We start from the raw sequence: 19,905 nt of genomic DNA, 5'->3' as shown, positions 1-19,905 counted from the left end.
TCACCAGCCAACAAGCCCATCAGCAACATCAGGAGTACCATTTTGTTCAAAGGTTCAATCACCGCACTTGTTACACCCTTTGCTGATGGGCGTGTCGATGAAGGCGCACTGCGCGCCCTTATCGACTGGCAGATCGAGGAGGGATCATCCGGACTGGTCCCATGTGGAACGACAGGCGAAAGTCCGACACTCACGCACGCCGAGCACAAACAAGTTGTCGAGATTACGGTCAAAACGGTCGACGGCCGCATCCCGGTCATTGCAGGGGCAGGCTCAAACAGCACGGCGGAGGCAATCGACTTCGTCCGCCATGCACAGGAAGCCGGCGCCGATGGATTGCTGGTCGTCTCACCCTATTATAACAAGCCGACGCAGGAGGGCATCTATCAGCATTTCAAAGCCATAGATGCCGAGGCCGAGATCCCGATCATTGTCTACAACATTCCGGGTCGCAGTGTGATCGACATTCAGGTCGAGACGCTGGCGCGCATTTTTAGCGACTGCAACAATGTCAGCGGCGTCAAAGACGCCACCGGCAATCTCCTGCGACCTTCACTGGAGCGCATGGCCTGCGGCAAGGACTTCAACCTGCTGACCGGGGAAGACGGCACGGCCCTCGGCTACATGGCCCATGGCGGCCACGGGTGCATTTCTGTGACCGCCAACATTGCACCGCGCCTGTGCGCTGAATTCCAGCGCGCCTGCCTTGGAGGCGACTTCGCCTCGGCTTTGGCGATCCAGGATCGTCTGATGCCATTGCACCGGGCGCTCTTCCTGGAAACAAACCCCGCTGGACCAAAATATGCCCTGGAGCGGCTCGGACGCATCCGTGGGGACCTGCGATTGCCTCTTGTTCCCGTAAGCAGCTCGGTTCGCGAACAGATCGACCGGGCGATGCTCCACGCTGGCATTTTGAGTTGAGGTCACCAATGAAGATCGATCGAATAGAAACTGACCTCATCGGGCCTCTCTCCATTCCCACGGGTAAGCTGTTTGGCGTGCATACTCAGCGCGCGGAGGAGAATTTCCACGTCACAGGCTTCCGCCTGAGAGACTTTCCCGAGCTCATCCAGTCGATGGCGATGGTGAAGCAGGCTGCGGCTCTGACCAATATGGAACTTGGACTGCTGTCTTCTGAAAAAGCTCTTGCGATCGCAGAGGCGTGCGACGATCTCATCGAACTAAGAGCGATTGATGACAATTTTCCAGTGGACATGATGCAGGGCGGAGCGGGCACCTCGACCAACATGAACGTCAACGAGGTTGTGGCCAATCTTGCTCTTCTCAAGCTGGGCGCCAGCGTCGGAGACTATTCCACGCTTCACCCGAACGACGACGTCAACCTCTCGCAGTCGACTAACGATGTCTACCCGACAGCGATCCGGTTGACCCTGTTGCGCACCTGCGAGGCGCTCATCGCCGCGCAGGTCAATCTTCGGGACACGTTCCGTCGGAAAGGTGCTGAATTCGCGGATGTCATAAAGGTTGGACGCACTCAGCTCCAGGACGCCGTACCCATGACTGTCGGCCAGGAGTTCGAAGCCTTTGCGGAGCTGATCGACGAGGACATCATCCAGGTGCAGTCTGCCAAGAAAATTCTTCAGGAGGTCAATCTCGGCGGTTCTGCAATCGGGACTTCGATCAATGTGCCGCCGGCCTTTCCGAGCCTTGCGTGCAGGAAGCTCTCCGAGATTTCCGGTCTGCCGCTCATGACAGCTCGTAACCTGGTGGAAGCGACGTCGGATACAGGCGGGTTTGTCGCCTTCTCAGGCATTCTCAAACGGATTGCCGTCAAGATGACGAAGATCTGCAACGATCTGCGGCTCTTGAGCAGTGGCCCGATCGGGGGACTGGGTGAGATTCGGCTGCCGGCGATGCAGGCTGGCTCCTCGATCATGCCCGGCAAGGTCAATCCGGTCATCCCGGAAATGATGAATCAGATCGGATTTCAGGTGATCGGCAATGATCTGACGGTGACACTTGCTGCAAGCGCCGGACAACTGCAACTCAATGCGATGGAGCCGGTCATTGTCCTGAACATCCTGCTGTCAATACGCATGCTGACCAGAGGGATGGAAATCTTCGCCAACCGGTGTGTGGCGGGGATCGAGGTCGATAAGGATCGTTGCAGGGCGTTGTTGGACCAGTCTCTCGTTCTGGCCACCCCGCTAGCAAAGCTGATTGGCTACTCCAAGGCGGCTTTGCTGTCGAAGAGAGCACTATCTGAAAAGAAAAGTCTGCGCTCCATCGTCGAGGACGACGGATGCCTGACCAAACGGCAGATCGAGGAAATCTTCAGCGACTACGCGGTGTTTGCGAACGTCCCGCAGCGCACGTCCGCTTGAGGGGAAGCCATGGCGGTATTTACCGAACTGTCTGACGAAGATCGAAACACGATCGTGGAAGCTTACGGCTTGACTGGTTTGTCCTCCGTGATCGGCATCGCCGATGGCGATCGCGAAACGACCTATCTGTTCCGGTCTGCCGAAGGTGAGTTCATCGTGACCCTGTTTGAAAGCGGGGCTGAGCCGCTTGATCTCGAACGCGCTTTCAAGACGATGGAAACGCTGCACGGGGCGGGCATTCCCTGCCCAGAGCCCAGGCGCACTGTCGCCGGCAATGCCACGTTTCAGGCTGCGGGTCGGCTTGTAGCCATCGTAAGCTTCGTGTCCGGGTCATCGACAAGTGACCCTTCGTCAGCCAAATGTGGGAGTGTGGGCCGCATTATGGGCCAGATACACATGAGCTTGCAGGGTGGGCTCACCCGCCAGCCTGACTTACCATCGGGACCCGTACATGGTGCATTGGTCTTCGCGAATGTCTTTTTTCTTGGCGATGAAGTCAGCGGCGTCATCAACTTCAGGCTTCGCCATGATGACGCCCTTATCGCTGAGATCGCCGACGTTCTCGTTGACTGGACAGGCGTGCCCGACGGCGGTTTGGACCCGCGCAAAGCCCGTGCGCTCTTGAGCGGTTATCAAAATATCAGAAAGCTCTCGGCAGCAGAAAAAAGAGCTTTGCCGGCGTTCGTTCTTGCCTCAGCAGCCAAGCGCGCCGCCTTGGGCGCGAGAACGACGTCGGTTCTTGAGTGCGCCCTTGTTGCCTATCATTCGGTCACGCCAGATATCTTCGACCAATAAGGCGGCAACGGGATGAAATATCTTCTGGACCGAATAGATGAACTGGTACTTGCCGAACTCAAAAGCAACGCCCGCATTTCGCACGCGGAATTGTCGGCAAAGGTGAACCTGTCCCGAAACGCCGTGCGGGTGCGCATTGAACGGCTCGAACGAGAGGGCTTCATCAAAGGCTACACGATCGTCGCCAGTGAGGGCGGAAACGACCGGCAGGTGACCACCGCACTCATGTTCGTCTATCGCCATGACCGCATGAGAGGCGGTGACGTCATCAACGTCCTACGCAAAATTCCGGAGGTTGTCGCCTGTGACGTCATGACCGGCGATTTCGACCTGGTGGTGAGAGTCGAGTCTTCCCAAGCCGATCGCATTCGGCAGATCTGGCAGCAAATATCCGAACTCCCCGGGGTACGTGACACGCTTACGGCATTCGCGCTCTCCTCCGTCGTTCGAAAGGCCTGATAGACCCCAAGTACAATCGGCAGGACCTTAGCTGATCAAAGGAGCGCGTATAGCCCGTCGACAGCAGGAAGTTGAAACGCTCGGCCGCGAACTGAGAAAATGCGACTATAGCGATGTCGGACCAGGCATCAGATCGTAGGGATGTCGCCAGCCTGGCAGATTCCGGATCCTGTCCTTCCACTTGGCGATGTGAGGAAACTCCTCTTGGGGCAGGCCCGTCTCTTCGGGCATGTAGACGTAACCTGCAAGAGACAAGTCCGCAATGGTGGGCCGAGCAGCTACAAGGAACGGTGTTTGCCGCAGGTGATCATCCACGATGCGGTAGGCCGCTATTGCCCGTTCCCTCAAGAATTGCGTCACCGCCGTCTCCCCGGTTCGCTTGATGCCATACAGGAAGCGCAAGGTGGCATAGTAGCTGGTGAATTTGTGATTATCGAACAACATCCACCGCCAGATTTCCTGTTTCTCCCGGACGTTTTCGGGGCCGAATTTTCCAGTCGCCTCAGCCAGATAGTCGAGAATGAGCGCCGACTGGCTGAACTTTGCCCCCTTGTGCTCGAGAACCGGAACCTCGCCCTGTCCGTTGACCTCCTGTCGCCATTGCTCTCGGTGCGTTTCTCCCCCGAAATAGTCGACCAATACCGGAGTCCAATCCATTTCCGCCAGAGCGAGAAACAATGCCACCTTGTAGGAGTTTCCTGACATTGCAAAGCAATGCAGCTTGAATTCGGACACGCTTTATTTCCTTTTGTTGGGGTTCATTGAAATCGAGAAAATCGTTTGGCCGCTGCTGCTGCCACCTAGATTGGGGTGATCCGCAAATAGCCGGTTCCCGCTAAAGCACACGATAGGTGATCATCAGCGAGCCCGTCAGCAAAACCGCTATGACTGCGGCGGCAAAAGGCAACATGGCCCGGTAGACTGTACGCTCCTGTCCACGACACCCAGCCATATTGCAAACAATAGACATCCGAACTGGCGAGATTAGGTTGAGCGCCAGAGCGGCGGTATGTTGCAGGGCAATCACGGCCGCGACATTGAGGCCCGCTTCCTTCGCAAGACTGACCTGCGAACTCATGAACAGCCCGTTTGCGGCGTTACCACTGTTTGCAAGGGCTCCGAACACTGCCGAGACAAGAGCAAGCCATGTCAACGCGCCTCCGCCGGCTGCGGAATTTATCCCCTCTCCCAATGCCGCGGCAATCCCGGAGCTGGATAGCAGCTCTGCCATCATCGAGAAGATGATGATGGCAAGAATTGCGAGCCGTCCGGTTCTCCAGGCTTTGAGGACTTGCGATCCCAAGCTGGAAACATGACCATAGACAAATGCGCAGATAACAGCGCCCAAAGCCAACCACGTGCCCGCATGAAACAGCGGCGACCAGGCCGGGGCTCCGAGGAACGGCTCGAGCCGCCCGGTTTGCAGCAGGAATTCGCTCAGGGGTGAGATCAGCCGGGTTGCCATGAGCCATGTGATGAGGATCGCAAACGGCGCCATTCTCCGTAGGGCATCAAGGAGTTGGCCCGCATCGGGGCGCTCATCGACAAGATAACGCAGCACGATGACCGGCCCATAGGCGCAGAGCATCGAAACTTCAGGCCCCAGAGCTCGCGTTGCCGCAATCAGCAGAAGCAGGCTTCCGCCGAGCCAGACGACCTCGCTGAGGCACTCGCGGAAGGGAGCCCCGACGCCTGCACTTTCGGCCATCCTCCAGTAGAGTGGCAACCAGAGGGCATTCAGGGCGACTTGAAAAAAGCTGGCATTGACAGCGAGCATGGTCGGATCGCTTTGAGAGAAGGCGCCAGCGACGATCGCACCGTTACCCATGCCGCCCCACAGGATCATTGTCTGGCTCAGCAGGCTGAAGGCCATGAGATAGACCGGTTGCAGGTCGAGCCTGCGCAACAACAGCATCGTCCCGAGGATTCCGACGCCGAAGCCGGTCGCGGATTCAGAAAACGGGCCGATCAGAAAGCATGCAGCAAATAGCAGACGCCGCCTGGACTGCCTGTTCTGCCGGAGGCTCTCGACCGGCATCGCTGCATCCCCGGGCCGAATAGCCATCTGCCAGAATAACAGCCCGCCCAGTATATATGGCACAACGATCCAGCCGATCCATGCGCCGCGCAAGAGTGCGCTGGCGCCGTCGCGCAACTGGAATTCGCCGGGCGCCGCGCCGAGCGCGACAACTATTGCCACCAGCAATCCGATGATCGCGGCAACGAGCGTGGAAGCCCGACCGCTTGCCAGAAGGCCGATCACGATGAGCGCGGGCAATGCCCAGACGATGTAAAGCAATCTGTCGCAATCCTCCGGGAGCGCCTGACCTCGCCAGGGGTCAGGCGAGATCCTGCTCGAGCAAGGTCAGGCAGTGTGCCACCTTCTCTTTTGCAAGCGGCGGTAGTGGGAGGATGGGACGAGGCGGCTCGGCCCGGCAGACGCCAAGCAGATCGGCGATCGTATAAACGGTTCGCAAGCTGGAGAACTGCTTGAAGAGCTCCCAGATCGGGGCAAGACCTGCATCGATCCGGAGTGCCTCTTCAGCATCGCCGTTCTGAGTTGCTCTCACGAGGCGCAGGCACACGTCCGGAAGGATGCCGGCAAGCACGCTGTACCAGGTATCGGCCCCACAGATCATGGCTTGGGCAGCATTCCAGTCGCCGCTATAGCCGATTGAGAAGCCCTTAGGAGTCGCGGATCGCTGTTGCCTCAGGTGGCTCGCAATCTCCTCGGGTTTTTCCGTCGGATTCTTGATCGCCACGATGCCAGGCACCTGAGCCAAACGTTCCACCAGAACAGCCGTGAAGCGGAAATGGGTGGTCCCCGGATTATCATAGATCACGATGGGGAGGCCGCTCTTTCGAGCGACGGTGGAGAAATGTTCAAAGACTTCATCTTCTGTCAGCGGCGCGTACGAAACGGCGGCAAGAAGGCCCGCGGTTGCGCCTGCGGCCTTGGCGTCCTGCGCCAGTCTGACCGCCTCGTCGGTCCGCAAGGCGCCGACGCCCGCCAAGACCGGTATTGCCCCGCCGGTTTCCTCGATCGCCGCGCTTAAGGCTCGTCGCCGCTCCTCGCGGGACAGATACATGTAGGTTCCAGTGCTGCCGAGAAGACCGATGGAGTCGACGCCTGCGATGCAAAGCCGAGCCACAAGCCTCTTGAGAGCGGCAGTGTCGACGCGACCGTCCGGGTCACTCGGCGTGATGGGAAATGCGGAAAGCCCGCTCAGGAAGGCCATTCGATGCTCCGGATCCGATTCTGTGCTTCTATATTCGCAGTCGTCAATGCGGGCGTTACAGGGTCGCGAGCGCCTGCCGCAGGTCACCAATCAGGTCATTTACGTCCTCAAGACCGACAGAAAGACGGATGAGGTCGTCACCAACGCCCGAGACCATATGGGCGTCTTTTCGGATCGATTGCCGCGCCCTCGTAATGCTGGCCGGATGATAGATCAGGGTATCTGTGTCGCCGAGGCTCACCGCGCGAGTCATTAGTTGCAAGCGATCGAGCATATTTCTTGCTCCGTCAAACCCGGCGTGGAGCCCAAAGGCGAGCATGCCCGACCCCTGCGCCATTTGCTTGCGCGCGATCGCCTGATCGGGATGCGATTCCAGGAAGGGATAGCTCACCCAGGACACGGCAGGATGCGCTTCGAGCATACGGGCGATCGCCAGAGCAGAGGCACTGTGCCGATCCATTCGAAGCGAGAGTGTTTTCAGACCGCGCATGATCAGGAAGGCGGAGTGCGGCGCCAAGGTGGCGCCGGTAATGTAACGCAAACCCGTTTCGTGCAGGCGGTGGAGCGTTTCGGCGTCGCCGAGTAGCGCCCCACCCAACGTGTCGCCATGACCGTTGATGTATTTCGTAAGAGAGTGAAGCACGATATCGGCGCCATGCTCGATCGGCCGCTGGAGCGCGGGAGAAGCAAAGGTACTGTCCACCGCGACTTTTACCCCACGCGCGTGTGCGCGCTCTGAGATTGCTGCAATGTCGAGAATGCTGCTGAGCGGGTTCACGGGCGTCTCGAAATAGACGAGCTTGGTCTTTTCCGTGATCGCCGCGTCGAGGTTCGACGGATCGGATAGGTCCACGGGAACGACCTTGATGCCGAAGCGCGGCAGCCCCTGCTCCACCATCGCGACGGTATTTGAGTAAAGCGTCTTGTGAACGACAAGCTCGTCGCCCTGCGACAGCAAGGAGAGGATCAGAGTGCCGAAGGCGGCCATACCGGTCGATACGACGAGGCCCGCCTCCGCCCCTTCCAGGTTCGCAAGCCTCTGCTCGAGAATCTCTGTGGTCGGATTGTATTCCCGCGCGTAAAGTCGGCCGCCAAGCGCTGCTGCGGCGTCATTAGCCTCGACGCTCTCGAAGCCGTAGGTCGAGGTCAAGAAGACTGGCGGCTGGACTGCCCGTTTGTAGTCCACCGGGCTGAACGCATGATGAATGGCGCGCGTGTCGAATGCGTAGCTTGCCTCCTGAAAATAGTCGTCATGCTCGCTGCCGCCTGTCATAGCTGAATCGTATCCTCTTTGCTTTGGCCCAGACTGGCATCATACTGGCCGGCATGAAACATCCAGTTTGGCGGAAAGAATATGGTCCAGTCGGAAAACCAAGCGGCGGCAGTGCCCGCACCCAGGATGGGCGCGCGCAGGATTTACGAGGCGCTCAAGAGCCAGATCCTTAGCTGTGTCTATGAAGCGGGAAGTCAACTGCCGTCTTCACGCAGTCTGGCGAATGAACTGCATGTGTCGCGGACAACAGTTACCGTTGCCTATGAACAGCTTGCCGCTGAAGGCTTTGTAGAGCTGCGCCAAGGCGCCCGTCCGCGTGTGACAGCACTGGAAGTGAGACAGCGGCCACGAGAATCCGGCACCACACAGGAGGCATTCGGGCCGCTTTCTGCTTACGGCGAAAGACTTCGTGCGCTTTCGCCGTGGCTTGACTATCTGCCATCCAACCTAGCGGTTGATTTTCGGTACGGAGATCTTGCCCCATCTGACTTTCCGGCACTGGCTTGGAAGCGGGCTATCAATTCGGTCCTTACGCAACGACGAGGTCGGCTTTCCTATGAGGACCCGCGAGGATCCCGACGCCTAAGGCAAGCCCTTCAGGGTTATCTCTGGCGGGCGCGGACGCTACAATGCGACCTCGAGCAAATCATCGTTGTCAATGGTACCCAACAAGGGCTGGATCTCTGCGCGCGGATCCTCCTCGACGCGAACAGCGCATTTGTGATGGAGAATCCCGGCTACCGAATGGCTCGCCAGATCTTCTCAAGCACCGGGGCTTCCGCCGTGGCTGTGGACGCGGACGCGGGCGGCTTGAAAACCCCGGACTTATCAGGAATCGACGCCCGGATGGCCTATGTAACACCATCCCATCAGTTTCCGCTGGGCGGTGTTATGCCAATCAGCCGTCGCCACCAGCTACTCGCTTGGGCTCGGGATAGAGACGCCTATGTGGTTGAGGACGACTACGACAGTGAGTACCGGTACGACATTAGCCCGATTCCGCCCCTCCAGAGCCTGGCGGACGGGCGCAACGTCATTTATCTAGGCACCGTTTCAAAGACACTGTCGCCGATGATGCGCATTGGCTACCTCGTGGTGCCAAAGCAATTGCAGGAGGTGTTCGCAACCGCCAAGCAATTGACCGACCGCCATACACCCATGACCGAGCAGGAAGCGCTCGCCTTTCTGATCGAAAGTGGCGCCTATGAGAGCCATGTGCGTCGCGTCAGAAGACTGAATAGGGAGCGCCGTGAGACATTATTGAGCGCTCTTGAGACTGCATTCGGCGACCGCATCACGATCGAGGGTGCGGATGCCGGATTGCATGTCGTCGTCTGGTTCAATGAGTTGCCGGGATCAGCCGAGATCGCCCTGATGGATGCCGCTCGCCAACGCGGCGTCGGCCTCTACGGTATTTCACTGCTATACGATTCTGCACCATGGGCAAGTGAGGCGCCACGAGAGCGGCTCGGATTGGTGATGGGCTATTCCGCGTTGACACCGAGGCAGATCGAAAAGGGCATTCAACTTTTCGCCCCCGCCGTCGATGCGGTGAAGGGTGCGGGCTGACAGCAAGAGCCGGCTCGCCGGGCATCTTATTGTATCCTCTCGTGGCAAGCCTTTAACCTTCGCCGAACTGGACTAGGAACATGCTAGTAAACTGGCACTGTTGACGAAGCCAGTTTCGCGGCAGACTTCCCCATCAGCCGGGACTGGTGAGACATAGGATAATCCCATGACGAGAGCAGCAGGCCATCGGCGTGGAGATCCATGTTGATAAACGGCAAGGCATTGCGGGAGCCGATACATGACTTGGCAGGGGAGTCTGCTCCACATTCACATTGCGCCGGCCGCTTCCTACGAGATGGAAGAACTCGCCGAGGCGCAACTCATCGCTGGCCGCGGTATTGTCGGTGACCGCTACTATCTCGGGACCGGGACTTATTCGCCCAAGCCTGACGTCCGTGAAGTCACGCTGATCGAGGTCGAGGTTCTCGAAGCGATTGCCAAGGGAGAGCCGAAGATTCCGGGGTTAAAGGGCACGCTTAAACCCGAAGATCACAGGCGCAACCTGACGACCCGCGGCGTTCCGCTCAATCATCTCGTCGGCAAGCGCTTCCGGGTCGGCGAAACGGTTTTGCGGGCGGCACGGATGAACTTTCCCTGCAAATATATTGAGGAGCTTCTCGGCATGTCGGGTCTCTACGAAGGACTGCTGAACCGTTCCGGTCTCAACTGTTCGATCGAGGTCGGTGGTATCATCCGCCCTGGTGACCCGATCCTGCCAATGGACGAGTGACGCGACATGGGATCTCCACGTATCATCATGAAACTGATTGTTGCCGGCGTCCATGACGAGCCGGGCGACGTCCGCGTGATTGAGCTGAGGCACGCACGCAAGCCTCTTCTGCCGCCCTTTGAACCAGGATCGCATGTCGACGTCCACCTCCCCAACGGGAAGGTGCGCCAATACTCTCTCTGCGGTGACCCGGAAGATCTCAGCCACTACACGATAGCGGTGAAGCGTGAAACCGGTGGCCGGGGCGGCTCGGCATGGATCCACGATAATATTGCATCAGGCGCCGAGCTGCCCGTATCCGCCCCGCGCAATCATTTCCCGCTGAGCGAGTGTGACGGGCCGGTCCTTTTGCTGGCAGGAGGTATCGGGATCACGCCTATCCTTGCAATGGCGCGGGCTCTCTGTCGGCAGAGCAAGACTTTTGAGCTCCATTATTTTTCGCGGAGCCGAAGCCTGGCACCGTTGCTGGGAACTTTGGAGAAGATCGTCGGCTCCGAAAGCCTGAGGCTTCACTTCGACGATCAGGTCGAAACCCGGCAGGACATTGATAGCCTGTTGTTGGCGCGGCCGGGTGGTGCGCAGCTTTATTATTGCGGGCCTCCCGGCTTCATGGCAGCCGTTGCCCAGGCTTCCGGACACTGGCCGGATGGCACGGTCCATTTCGAAGCCTTTCAGCCGCCGGCCCGGGATGATGCTTCACCGGAACCGTTCACGATTGTGCTTCGTAACGGAAAGGTTGTTCCGGTACATGCAGACGAGTCAGCGCTATCGGCCATTCGCGCCGCCGGCGTGTTGCTGATGGCGTCCTGCGAGAACGGTGTCTGCGGAACCTGCGAGTGCGGGTATTTGGAAGGACAGCCAATTCATCGCGATGCAGTGCTTTCAAACGACGCGCGTGACCGTCGGTTTATCCCGTGCGTATCACGCGCGACGGGCGTTCTGAAACTCGACTTGTAATAGAGGGGGGAGTGATGAACTCCAAGATCAGCTATCTGAACGAAATTGAGCGCTGCGTTTCCTGGCTTGCCGCCTGGATCATCCATCACGCCAACCACATCCGCGAAGCGGACGAGGTGAAGGTTGGCGGGCACCAGGCTTCGTCCGCGTCGCTCAGCACCATCATGACCGCGCTCTACTGCTCGGCGCTCCGCCCTGCGGATCGGGTTGCGGTCAAACCCCATGCGGCACCGATATTCCATGCTCTCCAATATCTGGCAGGGAACCAGACCCGCGAGAAGCTCGAAAACTTTCGAGGTTTCAAGGGTGCACAGAGCTATCCTTCACGGACCAAGGATGTCGATGACGTCGACTTCTCGACCGGCTCGGTCGGTCTCGGCGTGGCGCAGACGCTGTTTTCTTCATTGGTCCAGGACTATGTCTCGGCACATGGATGGATGAACGATCGGCCTGAAGGGCGAATGGTCAGCTTGATCGGCGATGCCGAGATGGACGAAGGCAATATCTATGAGGCCCTGATTGAGGGTTGGAAACATGGCCTGAGAAACTGCTGGTGGGTCGTCGACTATAATCGTCAATCGCTGGACGCGGTCGTTCGCGAAGGCCTCTGGGAGCGGTTTGAACAGATATTCAGAAACTTCGGCTGGGACGTCGTGATCCTGCGCCACGGCTCTTTGCAAGAGGCGGCCTTTGCCGAGCCTGGCGGGGACAAGCTGCGGCAATGGATCGAGACGTGTCCGAACCAGCTCTATTCCGCCCTGACTTTTCAGGGGGGCGCGGCATGGCGAAAACGGTTGCTGGATGAAATCGGTGACCAGGGACCAGTGACGGCGCTCATCGAGCGGCGTTCGGACGAGGAACTGCAAGCGCTGATGGTTAATCTGGGAGGCCATGATCTGCCCAGTCTTCTGGAGGCCTTTGAGCGGGCCTCAGAGCACGACCGTCCCGTCTGCTTCATCTGCTATACGATCAAGGGTTATGGCTTGCCGCTGGCAGGGCACAAGGATAATCATGCCGGTCAGATGACTTCCAACCAGATGGAGGGCTTCCGCCAGCAGATGGGGGTGAGGCCCGGCCAAGAATGGGAGAAATGGTCCGCAGCTACTATGCCGGATGCTGAGCTCGATGCGTTCGTCGCTCAGACGCCGTTCTTTAGCGAAGGCCGCCGCAGAATGTCCTCGCCGGCGATCCCGGTTCCTTCTGCGCTTCCCTCCCCTGGGCAGCCAGGCAAGCTGCTTTCGACCCAGATGGGCTTTGGCCAGATTCTGAACGACATCGCGCGTGGGGACACGATGCTTGCTGAGCGCATTGTCACGACCTCTCCGGATGTGACAGTGTCGACTAACCTTGGCCCTTGGGTCAATCGGCGTGGGTTGTTTGCTCGTGAGAGCATGGCCGACTTCTTCAAAGCGGAGCGGATCCCGTCGACTTATAACTGGGAGTTCGGTCCAAAAGGGCAGCATCTCGAACTGGGTATTGCCGAATCCAACCTGATGATCATGCTTGGTGCACTCGGCCTTTCCCATTCGATCAACGGTACCCGGCTCCTGCCCATCGGCACCGTCTATGATCCGTTCATCTACCGTTCCGCCGACCAGTTGAACTACGCCTGTTACCAGGATGCGCGTTTTCTGCTGGTTGCAACTCCGTCCGGCGTGACGCTAGCTCCGGAAGGCGGGGCGCATCAGTCCATCGGCACGCCATTGATCGGTATGGCGCAGGACGGGCTGTGCTCTTTCGAGCCGGCCTTCGTTGACGAGCTTTCGGTCATCATGCGCTTCGCCTTTGACTACATGCAGCGCGACGGCGAAGGTGACCCCGATGAAACCACGTGGTTGCGTGATCAGACGGGCGGATCCGTTTATCTCCGTCTGTCGACGCGCCCGCTCGAGCAGCCAGCACGCCAAATGGCTCCTGACATGGAGCAAGACATTATTAATGGGGGCTATTGGTTGCGTCGGCCAGGTCCCAACGCCAGTGTGGTCATTGGCTATCAGGGTGTGATCGCGCCCGAGGCGATCGCCGCAACAGGTCTTCTAGCCGAAGATCGACGGGATGTCGGATTGCTGGCGATCACGTCAGCAGACCGGCTCAACGCCGGCTGGCAAGCTGCTGAACGCGCCCGGCAACGTGGAGCGGTCGGGGCGATTAGCCACATCGAACGCCTGCTGGCGCCCTTGTCGCGCGATTGCGGGATCGTCACGGTGATCGATGGCCACCCAGCCACGCTCTCCTGGATTGGGGGCGTTTATGGTCACCGCGTCAAGTCGCTGGGGGTTGAACATTTCGGCCAGACCGGCACGATTGCCGACCTTTATCGGCATCATGGCTTGGATACCAATGCTATCATGCACGCGGCTCAAGCTGCCAGCAACGGAAGGGCCCCCCGCTATCTGCAGGCGCTTTCATGACAATGGGCTTCGGGCTTTCGAAACAGTTTCCCTGTGGCGATGCGCTGGTTCATCGGAGAACTGCTTTAAGTAATCGATCGTCCTTTAGAGCTTGCTGGGCGCTGAGCGTCCAGACTTGCGGTCCGCTGGTGTCCAAAGACAGTTGGTCTTAGAGAAATCTATCAAGCGGCTACCTTTGGCAGCCGCTTGAGCAGTAGGCGGATCGCAGTGCTTTTGCTTTCTCGACAAAGTCAAAAACGAAAACGTGGGAGGCTGGTGCCCGCAGCAGCACCTGACCGTTCTTCAAACTGCTTCCGCGTGGGCGCCAAGATAGATCTTTCCGACGGCGGGATTGTTCATGATGCTCTCGGCGCTCCCATCGATCTGGTTTTTTCCCTCTGCAAGAATGTAGCAGCGATCGGAGATCTCCAGCGCCTTATGAGCATTCTGCTCAACCAGCAACACGCCGACGCCTTGTCGATGACTTATCTCGCGTATGTGCTGGAATACTTCGTCGGTCGCCTTGGGCGACAGGCCTGCGCTTGGTTCGTCAAGCAGCAAGACCGAGGGTCCAGCCATGAGCGCCCTGCCGAGCGCCACGACCTGCTGCTGGCCACCACTTAGCTTACCGGCGGTTGCGGTCCAGTAGTCGGCCAGGTTGGGCAGAATTTCACGCACCACCGCCTGTCGCTCCTTGACGGAACCCGGGACGGCGAAAAGACCCATACGCAGGTTTTCTTCGACGCTCATCGTGGCGAAGACATTGCGCACCTGCGGGACATATCCCAGACCGGAGCGCAAACGATCACGCGTCGGAGCGTTGGTGATATCGATCCCCTTCAGCGTGATAGTTCCACCTTTGGGCTTTAACAGGCCCGCAAGTGTCTTCAATAAAGTTGACTTGCCACAACCATTCGGACCGATAATAGTGACGATCTGACCTGCGGCCAACTCTAGGCTCACTCCATGTAAGATTTGCATCTCGCCATAACCGGCGACAAGGGACTCGACTGTTAAAATGATCTTCTTGTTCATGCGCTCACCCCTCCAAGGTAGGCGTCCAGCACTTCCTTGTTTGTTTGAATCTCAACAGGCGTGCCTTCGGCGATTACCTGCCCCCTGTCCATGACGATCACCCGCTCGCACAGTTCCATGATGACCGTCATGTTGTGCTCGATGATCAACAGCGTCACACCAGAGGCATGAATGCGCCTGAGTACTGCCATCAGATGTCGTATAAGGGTCGGATTGACTCCGGCGGTGGGCTCATCGAGCAACAACAGCTTTGGGTCAGCCATCAGGCAGCGGGCAAGTTCAAGAAGCTTTTTCTGACCACCCGAAAGTAGGGCTGCCGGGAAATGAGCCTTTTCACCCAAGCCGACCATTTCCAAGACACCCTGAGCCTTCAGAAGGTTGATGCTTTCCTCGTCGCGCACGCGCTTGCCGGGCAAGAGGACCGACATCACCCGGTCGCCGAACTGCCCCTCTGGCACCAGCAGGAGGTTCTCAAGCACGGTCATCTGTTTAAGTTCGCGCGGAATCTGAAACGTGCGGCGAAGACCGAGCCGGGCGATATCGTGCGCGCTCAGCTTTTCGATGTGGTTCCCATCGAACAGGACTTCGCCGCTGTCGGGGCGAACGAAACCACTGACCAAACTGAAAAGGGTGGACTTGCCGGCTCCGTTCGGCCCGACGAGACCGGTTATGCTTCCGGCGCGGACGGAGAACCGGCATTTGTTCACGGCCTGCAGGCCTCCAAAACGCCGGCTGACGTCCTTGATCTCGAGTATCTGTTTCATCATGGCCTCCCCGGGCGGTAGCGAACCATTACGATCGCGATCAGTGCAAGTCCGAGCACCATCAGGCGCAGTGCTGCCAGTTCGACACCATCGACAAATGTGATGTAGTCCTTAAGGAGACGCGTCCCTTCAAGAAGCGCAGCAACCAGAGCCGTGCTCAGGAGAGTTGCCACGCTCGAGCCTTGGGTGCCAATCAAGACGGCCGCAAGGACGTAAATGCTCACGTTCGGACCAAACATGTCCGGCGAAATATAGCTGAGGTAGCTGGCAAAAAACGCACCACCCAAGCCAGCCAAAGCTGCGCCCAACAGGAATGCTTTTGTCTTGTATGCCAGTGCGACCTTGCCGACAGAAGTGACCACTCCCTCGTCCTCCCGGATCGCCTTGAGCGTCCGCCCGATGGGGTAACGCTCGATACGCCGGGTGAACCAGAAGGCGAGCGCAAGCGCGACTGCCGTGACGACCAGAAAGGAAGTCTCCGATCCAAGTCCGGGAAATGATGCGGGACGCGGTACGCCTGCAACCCCGTCAGGTCCCCCTGCTAGCCATTTCTCATTCAGCAGGACCAGCCTGACGAACTCGCTGAAACCGAGTGTTACAATGGCGAGATAATCCTCGCGCAGACGCGGTGTGAACATTGCAACGGCAGCACCGAAGACACCGCTCAAGGCCGTCGCCACTCCGACCGCCAGCAGAAAGGGGACGCCCGCTTTAGAAAGAAGGGCAAACGTGTAGGCGCCAACTGCGAAGAACGCGACCTGACCCAGATTGATAAGTCCGGTCAAACCCCATTGGATGTTGAGACCGAGCGCCACAAATCCGTAGATGCCCGCAAAGATCAGGATCGCGATGAGATAGTCGATCATGGCTTAGCTCCTGGATTTCACGAGGCCGCTTGGGCGAACCAGCAAGACGAGGGTAAGTACCAGAAATGCCAGCGCGGTTTTGTAGCTCGATGGCAGGATGAAGAGGCTGAATTCTGACGTCAGGCCCACCAGTACCGCTGCAAGTGCTGCACCGACAACGCTCCCAAGACCGCCCAGGATCGCGACTGCGAAAAGGGGTATCAGGACGCGCCAGCCAAGAAGCGGATTAAGAGACGTCTCGGTCGCCAGCACAATTCCGCCGACGGCAGCGAGGAAGCCGGCTGCAAACAAGACGGCGCCATAAACCCGTTCAGGCTGCACACCAGTTACGATGGCAAGCTCGGGATTGGTCGACGTTGCTCGTACCGCGCGACCAAACTCGGTGTAGCGCAGGCCCAGGAAGACCCCTGCAAGAATGACGATGACCAGCCCGATGATTGCTGCTTGCACCGGCGTGATGATGAAGCCAGCAATGATGAACGGTCGCATCGGCAGGATCGGGAATTGCAGATTTCCGTTGCCCCATCCGAAACGGACGAAATTTTGCAGGACCAGCATCAGCCCCAAGGAAAGCAGCACCGGCGGGAGAATTCCAGCCCTCCGCACGAAACGGAAAGCTGTCTGGTCGACGGCAAGCGCAATAAGGCCTGTAATGACCGCCGCCAGAAGCCCAGCCGCCCACAGCGGCAATGAGAAACCGCAGAGAAGAAGCGTGAGATAGGCACCGAGCGTCATGAACTCGGGGATTGCAAAATTGGGATAGCGCAGCACACCGTAGATGAGCGAAATGGCTGCCGCCGGCAGACTCCATATCGCAGCCATCACGAGCGCCGAGATGAGGTAGATCTTGAATTCCATCGTTGCGTTACCTTCGGCTGAAGGCGCCGCACCAATGCGGCGCCTTGATCGGTGCGATTAAAACTGCACTTCGCTGATCTTTCCGACAGGAGCGGTCTTGCCGTCCTTGACCTCAGAAACGCGGAAGTTCGCCTTTGCAATGTTGCCGTTGGCATCGAAGTCGAGCGGTCCCGACGCACCATCGTAGTCGATGCGCTCGCCTTTTCGCAGCGCTGCCACCCCTTCCGCAAACGACGTGACCTTTGTGCCGCCAGTGCCGGTGATCTCACGGATCGCCTTGTCAAGCGCTTTGCCATCTGTCGACTTTGCCGCTTCGATTGCAAGCGCAAGAATGACTATTTCGTCATAGGCCTGCGCGCCGAAGGAGTAGTAGCGATCAGAGCCTAGCTGTTTCGCGAGCCGCTGATAGGCGGGCGAGTCCTCAGAAACGCCCTCTTCGACCAGAAGTAGGCCGTCTGCTGCAGGACCGGCATTCTTGATCAAGTCGGCACTGACAGAAAAGCCCGGCACGATGAAGCGAGTGCTCAAGCCTGACTGGTAAGCGGCCTTCAGGATCGCGATCGTGTCCGGTTCGTAGCCAGAAATGTGGACGAAGTCGGGCTGGTCAGACAATACGCGCGCAACTTCCGTGGTGAAAGTCGTCTGCTCCTCGTTATACGTGACGAAGCTCGTGATCTTGCCGCCGCGCTCTTCGAAGCGCTGCTTCAGAGAGTCGACGGTGCTCTGGGTGAAGGGTACGTTCAGGCCGAGGACCGCTGCCTTTTTCCAGCCTTGCTGGGCGGCGTATTCGGCGTAAGCCTTTCCGAACAGCAGGTCGTCCGGTTCAAGCCGGAACACATGTCCCTTCTTCTGGACTTCCGTGATGCGGCTCGCACCCGAATTGGACAGCAGGATCAAGCCCTTCTCCTGTACGATGGGTGCAACGGCAAGCGTAACGCTGCTTGCCCAGGTTCCGAAAATTGCGCTCACCTTGTCAACGTCAACGAGCTTGCGCGCAGCGCGAACGCCAGCCTCAGCGTTGGTCTCGTCGTTCTCCTCAACAAGTCTGATCTTACGACCCAATGGTCCGCCGGCCGCATTGATCTCCCCGAGTGCAACTTTCGCCGAAGCGAGCATTTCCTGACCGAATGGACCGCCCGCGCCAGAAAGAGGCATCAATGCTCCCAAGACGATCTCGCTGTCGTCGGCCGCAGCTGGGCTCGGGCCTAGCCAAGGGGCAATGGCGGCTGCGCTGACGCAGGCTGCCAGGAAGAGACGGCGCGAGGACATGGCCCAGCCGGTGGATTTCATCTCTGCATTTGTCATTTTTTTAGTTCCCTCTGTTGAATTTATGCTGATTAAGATGCACTGCAACAGACGCCTTGGGCGGCGCCACCTTTACCTCCTTCTTCGCTCAAACTGGCGCGGTACCTCGTCACGCGACTGTTTGCGGTGAGATCTCAAAAACCGATGTCACGCGGAAAGTCGGTAGTGTTCCTGGCGCCGTCCTTGGTGATCAGCATCACATCGGAGTGACGAAAGCCGCCGACGCCTGGAATGTAGACTGCCGGCTCCACCGAATTCACCATGTTGGCTATGAGCTTTCCGGAGTTGTAAACCCGCAGTTCTCCGCGCTCTTCGCGTCCGCCAGCGCCAATCATGATACCAAGAGCATGTCCGGTTCCGTGGCGCACGTAGTCGGCAAGGTCGACCTTTCGGAAAATCTCGCGTTCCATAAGCGCCATGTCTGACATGGTGACGCCCGGCTTAAGCGCCAGCTTGATGGCATCGAAGGCTTCATTCACCGCGTCGAGCGGCTTCTTCTGAGCCTGCGTCGGCTCGCCAAACACAAAAGTGCGTTCAAGTTCCGTGCAGTAGCCCCACATTACGGGGAAGATGTTCAGCGCAACCAGATCGCCACGTTTCAGCCGCCGACTGGTCGGATGCAGATGCGGCGTGAGCGTGTGATCGCCAAACTGGGCGTAGGCGTAGGTGCTCGTGAGACCAGCAACGGACAATGCTCCCATTGCCTTGTTTGTCTCAGCGACTGCGTGCGCTGCCACCGCAAGCTCGGTGACGTTCTCGTGAAGAGCTTCGAGAAACGCATTTGCGCCAATTTTTGCCAACTGGCCGCCAAGTTCGAGAAGACGGACCTCTTCACTGGATTTGATGAGACGCAGGTCCTCAATCATTGGGCTGATCTCAACGAATTCCGCCTGGGAGAACCTGGCTGTCAGAGCGCGATGGATGCCGACCGGCATGAGCGCTTCCTCGATCCCGATGCGAACTGTGCCTGAACTCTGTCGGGCAATGAAATCTGCGCACATCCTGAGGCTGGTATGGACGACATTCTCGTCATCCCCATAAGCAAGCACCTCGTCGAAAACGCTGTGAGCCTCCATGGTCTCTTGTTCGAGCGCTGCCCCGCAAACGGCACTGGTGCCGGATACGGGCAGTATTGCCCACATGGGTCGGCCCCACTCTGATAGCAGCGGGACACCGCTCATGTAAAAGACGCTGTCGGCCGTATGCATGAACGCGAAGTCGATGTTTGCGGCAGCAAGTTTCTTCCGAAGAGCCTCGATACGGCGGGTCATTTCAGTTTTTGAAAAATAGGTCATTCCCCTCTTCTCCTTCTTGATTGCG

18 protein-coding genes are annotated in these 19,905 nt (G+C 58.5%); 8 read left to right on the top strand and 10 right to left on the bottom strand.

The window, feature by feature from the left end; genetic code table 11:
- Nucleotides 1-42 precede the first annotated feature (42 nt).
- From dapA to BS627_RS03310, 4 genes are read left to right on the top strand one after another with little or no spacing between them, the layout of a single operon-like run.
- Complete coding sequence (dapA, locus tag BS627_RS03325; protein ID WP_077981873.1) at nt 43-921, top strand: 4-hydroxy-tetrahydrodipicolinate synthase; 879 nt, start codon at nt 43-45, stop codon at nt 919-921.
- A gap of 8 nt (nt 922-929) precedes the next feature.
- Complete coding sequence (locus BS627_RS03320; RefSeq protein ID WP_077981872.1) at nt 930-2,345, top strand: aspartate ammonia-lyase; 1,416 nt, start codon at nt 930-932, stop codon at nt 2,343-2,345.
- Nucleotides 2,346-2,354: 9 nt separating this feature from the next.
- The gene (locus BS627_RS03315; RefSeq protein ID WP_077981871.1) at nt 2,355-3,140 is read left to right on the top strand and encodes a phosphotransferase; all 786 of its coding nucleotides are present in this window, start codon (nt 2,355-2,357) and stop codon (nt 3,138-3,140) included.
- A 12-nt stretch (nt 3,141-3,152) separates the two neighbouring features.
- Entirely contained in the window at nt 3,153-3,599 is a 447-nt protein-coding gene (locus tag BS627_RS03310; protein ID WP_077981870.1) for an Lrp/AsnC family transcriptional regulator, read from the top strand.
- A 105-nt stretch (nt 3,600-3,704) separates the two neighbouring features.
- Here the strand turns inward: BS627_RS03310 and BS627_RS03305 are convergent, their stop codons facing one another.
- The 4 genes from BS627_RS03305 to BS627_RS03290 form a co-directional block, all read right to left on the bottom strand.
- On the bottom strand, nt 3,705-4,334 hold the full coding sequence (locus BS627_RS03305; RefSeq protein WP_077981869.1) for a glutathione S-transferase family protein: 630 nt from the start codon (nt 4,332-4,334) through the stop codon (nt 3,705-3,707).
- Between the two features lie 100 nt (nt 4,335-4,434).
- Nucleotides 4,435-5,898, bottom strand: a complete 1,464-nt coding sequence (locus BS627_RS03300) for an L-lactate permease (protein ID WP_077981868.1) — start codon at nt 5,896-5,898, stop codon at nt 4,435-4,437.
- Between the two features lie 40 nt (nt 5,899-5,938).
- Nucleotides 5,939-6,838, bottom strand: coding sequence for a dihydrodipicolinate synthase family protein (locus BS627_RS03295; protein WP_077981867.1), 900 nt, complete (start codon nt 6,836-6,838; stop codon nt 5,939-5,941).
- A 55-nt stretch (nt 6,839-6,893) separates the two neighbouring features.
- Nucleotides 6,894-8,111 (bottom strand): trans-sulfuration enzyme family protein, encoded by a 1,218-nt coding sequence (locus tag BS627_RS03290; RefSeq protein WP_077981866.1) that lies wholly within the window; start codon nt 8,109-8,111, stop codon nt 6,894-6,896.
- Between the two features lie 81 nt (nt 8,112-8,192).
- Between BS627_RS03290 and pdxR the strand changes: the two genes are divergently transcribed.
- From pdxR to BS627_RS03270, 4 genes are all read left to right on the top strand, one after another.
- Entirely contained in the window at nt 8,193-9,680 is a 1,488-nt protein-coding gene (pdxR, locus tag BS627_RS03285) for a MocR-like pyridoxine biosynthesis transcription factor PdxR (RefSeq protein ID WP_077981865.1), read from the top strand.
- Nucleotides 9,681-9,918: 238 nt separating this feature from the next.
- Nucleotides 9,919-10,410: an MOSC domain-containing protein gene (locus tag BS627_RS03280; RefSeq protein ID WP_077981864.1), complete on the top strand. Its 492-nt coding sequence runs from the start codon at nt 9,919-9,921 to the stop codon at nt 10,408-10,410.
- Between the two features lie 27 nt (nt 10,411-10,437).
- Nucleotides 10,438-11,367: a PDR/VanB family oxidoreductase gene (locus tag BS627_RS03275; RefSeq protein WP_245306970.1), complete on the top strand. Its 930-nt coding sequence runs from the start codon at nt 10,438-10,440 to the stop codon at nt 11,365-11,367.
- Between the two features lie 14 nt (nt 11,368-11,381).
- Complete coding sequence (locus BS627_RS03270) at nt 11,382-13,778, top strand: transketolase (protein ID WP_077981862.1); 2,397 nt, start codon at nt 11,382-11,384, stop codon at nt 13,776-13,778.
- Between the two features lie 282 nt (nt 13,779-14,060).
- Here BS627_RS03270 and BS627_RS03265 read toward each other — a convergent pair whose 3' ends face one another.
- The 6 genes from BS627_RS03265 to BS627_RS03240 form a co-directional block, all read right to left on the bottom strand.
- Nucleotides 14,061-14,792 (bottom strand): ABC transporter ATP-binding protein, encoded by a 732-nt coding sequence (locus BS627_RS03265; RefSeq protein ID WP_077981861.1) that lies wholly within the window; start codon nt 14,790-14,792, stop codon nt 14,061-14,063.
- A complete protein-coding gene (locus BS627_RS03260) occupies nt 14,789-15,559 on the bottom strand; it encodes an ABC transporter ATP-binding protein (RefSeq protein WP_245306969.1) in 771 nt (256 codons plus the stop codon). Before BS627_RS03260 ends, BS627_RS03265 begins: the two co-directional genes overlap by 4 nt.
- The gene (locus BS627_RS03255; protein ID WP_077981860.1) at nt 15,556-16,422 is read right to left on the bottom strand and encodes a branched-chain amino acid ABC transporter permease; all 867 of its coding nucleotides are present in this window, start codon (nt 16,420-16,422) and stop codon (nt 15,556-15,558) included. The genes BS627_RS03260 and BS627_RS03255 overlap by 4 nt, the downstream gene beginning before the upstream one ends.
- A 3-nt stretch (nt 16,423-16,425) precedes the next feature.
- The gene (locus BS627_RS03250) at nt 16,426-17,280 is read right to left on the bottom strand and encodes a branched-chain amino acid ABC transporter permease (RefSeq protein ID WP_077981859.1); all 855 of its coding nucleotides are present in this window, start codon (nt 17,278-17,280) and stop codon (nt 16,426-16,428) included.
- Nucleotides 17,281-17,337: 57 nt separating this feature from the next.
- Nucleotides 17,338-18,570 (bottom strand): ABC transporter substrate-binding protein, encoded by a 1,233-nt coding sequence (locus tag BS627_RS03245; RefSeq protein WP_165691115.1) that lies wholly within the window; start codon nt 18,568-18,570, stop codon nt 17,338-17,340.
- 149 nt (nt 18,571-18,719) lie between these two features.
- On the bottom strand, nt 18,720-19,880 hold the full coding sequence (locus tag BS627_RS03240) for a M24 family metallopeptidase (RefSeq protein WP_077981857.1): 1,161 nt from the start codon (nt 19,878-19,880) through the stop codon (nt 18,720-18,722).
- Between the last annotated feature and the right edge of the window lie 25 nt (nt 19,881-19,905).

This window comes from Agrobacterium salinitolerans (assembly GCF_002008225.1).
Classification (GTDB): Bacteria; Pseudomonadota; Alphaproteobacteria; order Rhizobiales; family Rhizobiaceae; genus Agrobacterium; species Agrobacterium salinitolerans.
This window is presented reverse-complemented; position numbering and strand designations above follow the sequence as displayed.

Coding starts and splice junctions, on each gene's coding strand:
- BS627_RS03275 (WP_245306970.1), top strand. CDS start 10,438: ATGAAACTGATTGTTGCCGGCGTCCATGACGAGCCGGGCGACGTCCGC.
- BS627_RS03240 (WP_077981857.1), bottom strand. CDS start 19,880: ATGACCTATTTTTCAAAAACTGAAATGACCCGCCGTATCGAGGCTCTT.
- BS627_RS03265 (WP_077981861.1), bottom strand. CDS start 14,792: ATGAACAAGAAGATCATTTTAACAGTCGAGTCCCTTGTCGCCGGTTAT.
- BS627_RS03255 (WP_077981860.1), bottom strand. CDS start 16,422: ATGATCGACTATCTCATCGCGATCCTGATCTTTGCGGGCATCTACGGA.
- pdxR (WP_077981865.1), top strand. CDS start 8,193: ATGGTCCAGTCGGAAAACCAAGCGGCGGCAGTGCCCGCACCCAGGATG.
- BS627_RS03295 (WP_077981867.1), bottom strand. CDS start 6,838: ATGGCCTTCCTGAGCGGGCTTTCCGCATTTCCCATCACGCCGAGTGAC.
- BS627_RS03315 (WP_077981871.1), top strand. CDS start 2,355: ATGGCGGTATTTACCGAACTGTCTGACGAAGATCGAAACACGATCGTG.
- BS627_RS03320 (WP_077981872.1), top strand. CDS start 930: ATGAAGATCGATCGAATAGAAACTGACCTCATCGGGCCTCTCTCCATT.
- BS627_RS03270 (WP_077981862.1), top strand. CDS start 11,382: ATGAACTCCAAGATCAGCTATCTGAACGAAATTGAGCGCTGCGTTTCC.
- BS627_RS03260 (WP_245306969.1), bottom strand. CDS start 15,559: ATGATGAAACAGATACTCGAGATCAAGGACGTCAGCCGGCGTTTTGGA.
- BS627_RS03280 (WP_077981864.1), top strand. CDS start 9,919: ATGACTTGGCAGGGGAGTCTGCTCCACATTCACATTGCGCCGGCCGCT.
- BS627_RS03245 (WP_165691115.1), bottom strand. CDS start 18,570: ATGAAATCCACCGGCTGGGCCATGTCCTCGCGCCGTCTCTTCCTGGCA.
- BS627_RS03310 (WP_077981870.1), top strand. CDS start 3,153: ATGAAATATCTTCTGGACCGAATAGATGAACTGGTACTTGCCGAACTC.
- BS627_RS03250 (WP_077981859.1), bottom strand. CDS start 17,280: ATGGAATTCAAGATCTACCTCATCTCGGCGCTCGTGATGGCTGCGATA.
- BS627_RS03290 (WP_077981866.1), bottom strand. CDS start 8,111: ATGACAGGCGGCAGCGAGCATGACGACTATTTTCAGGAGGCAAGCTAC.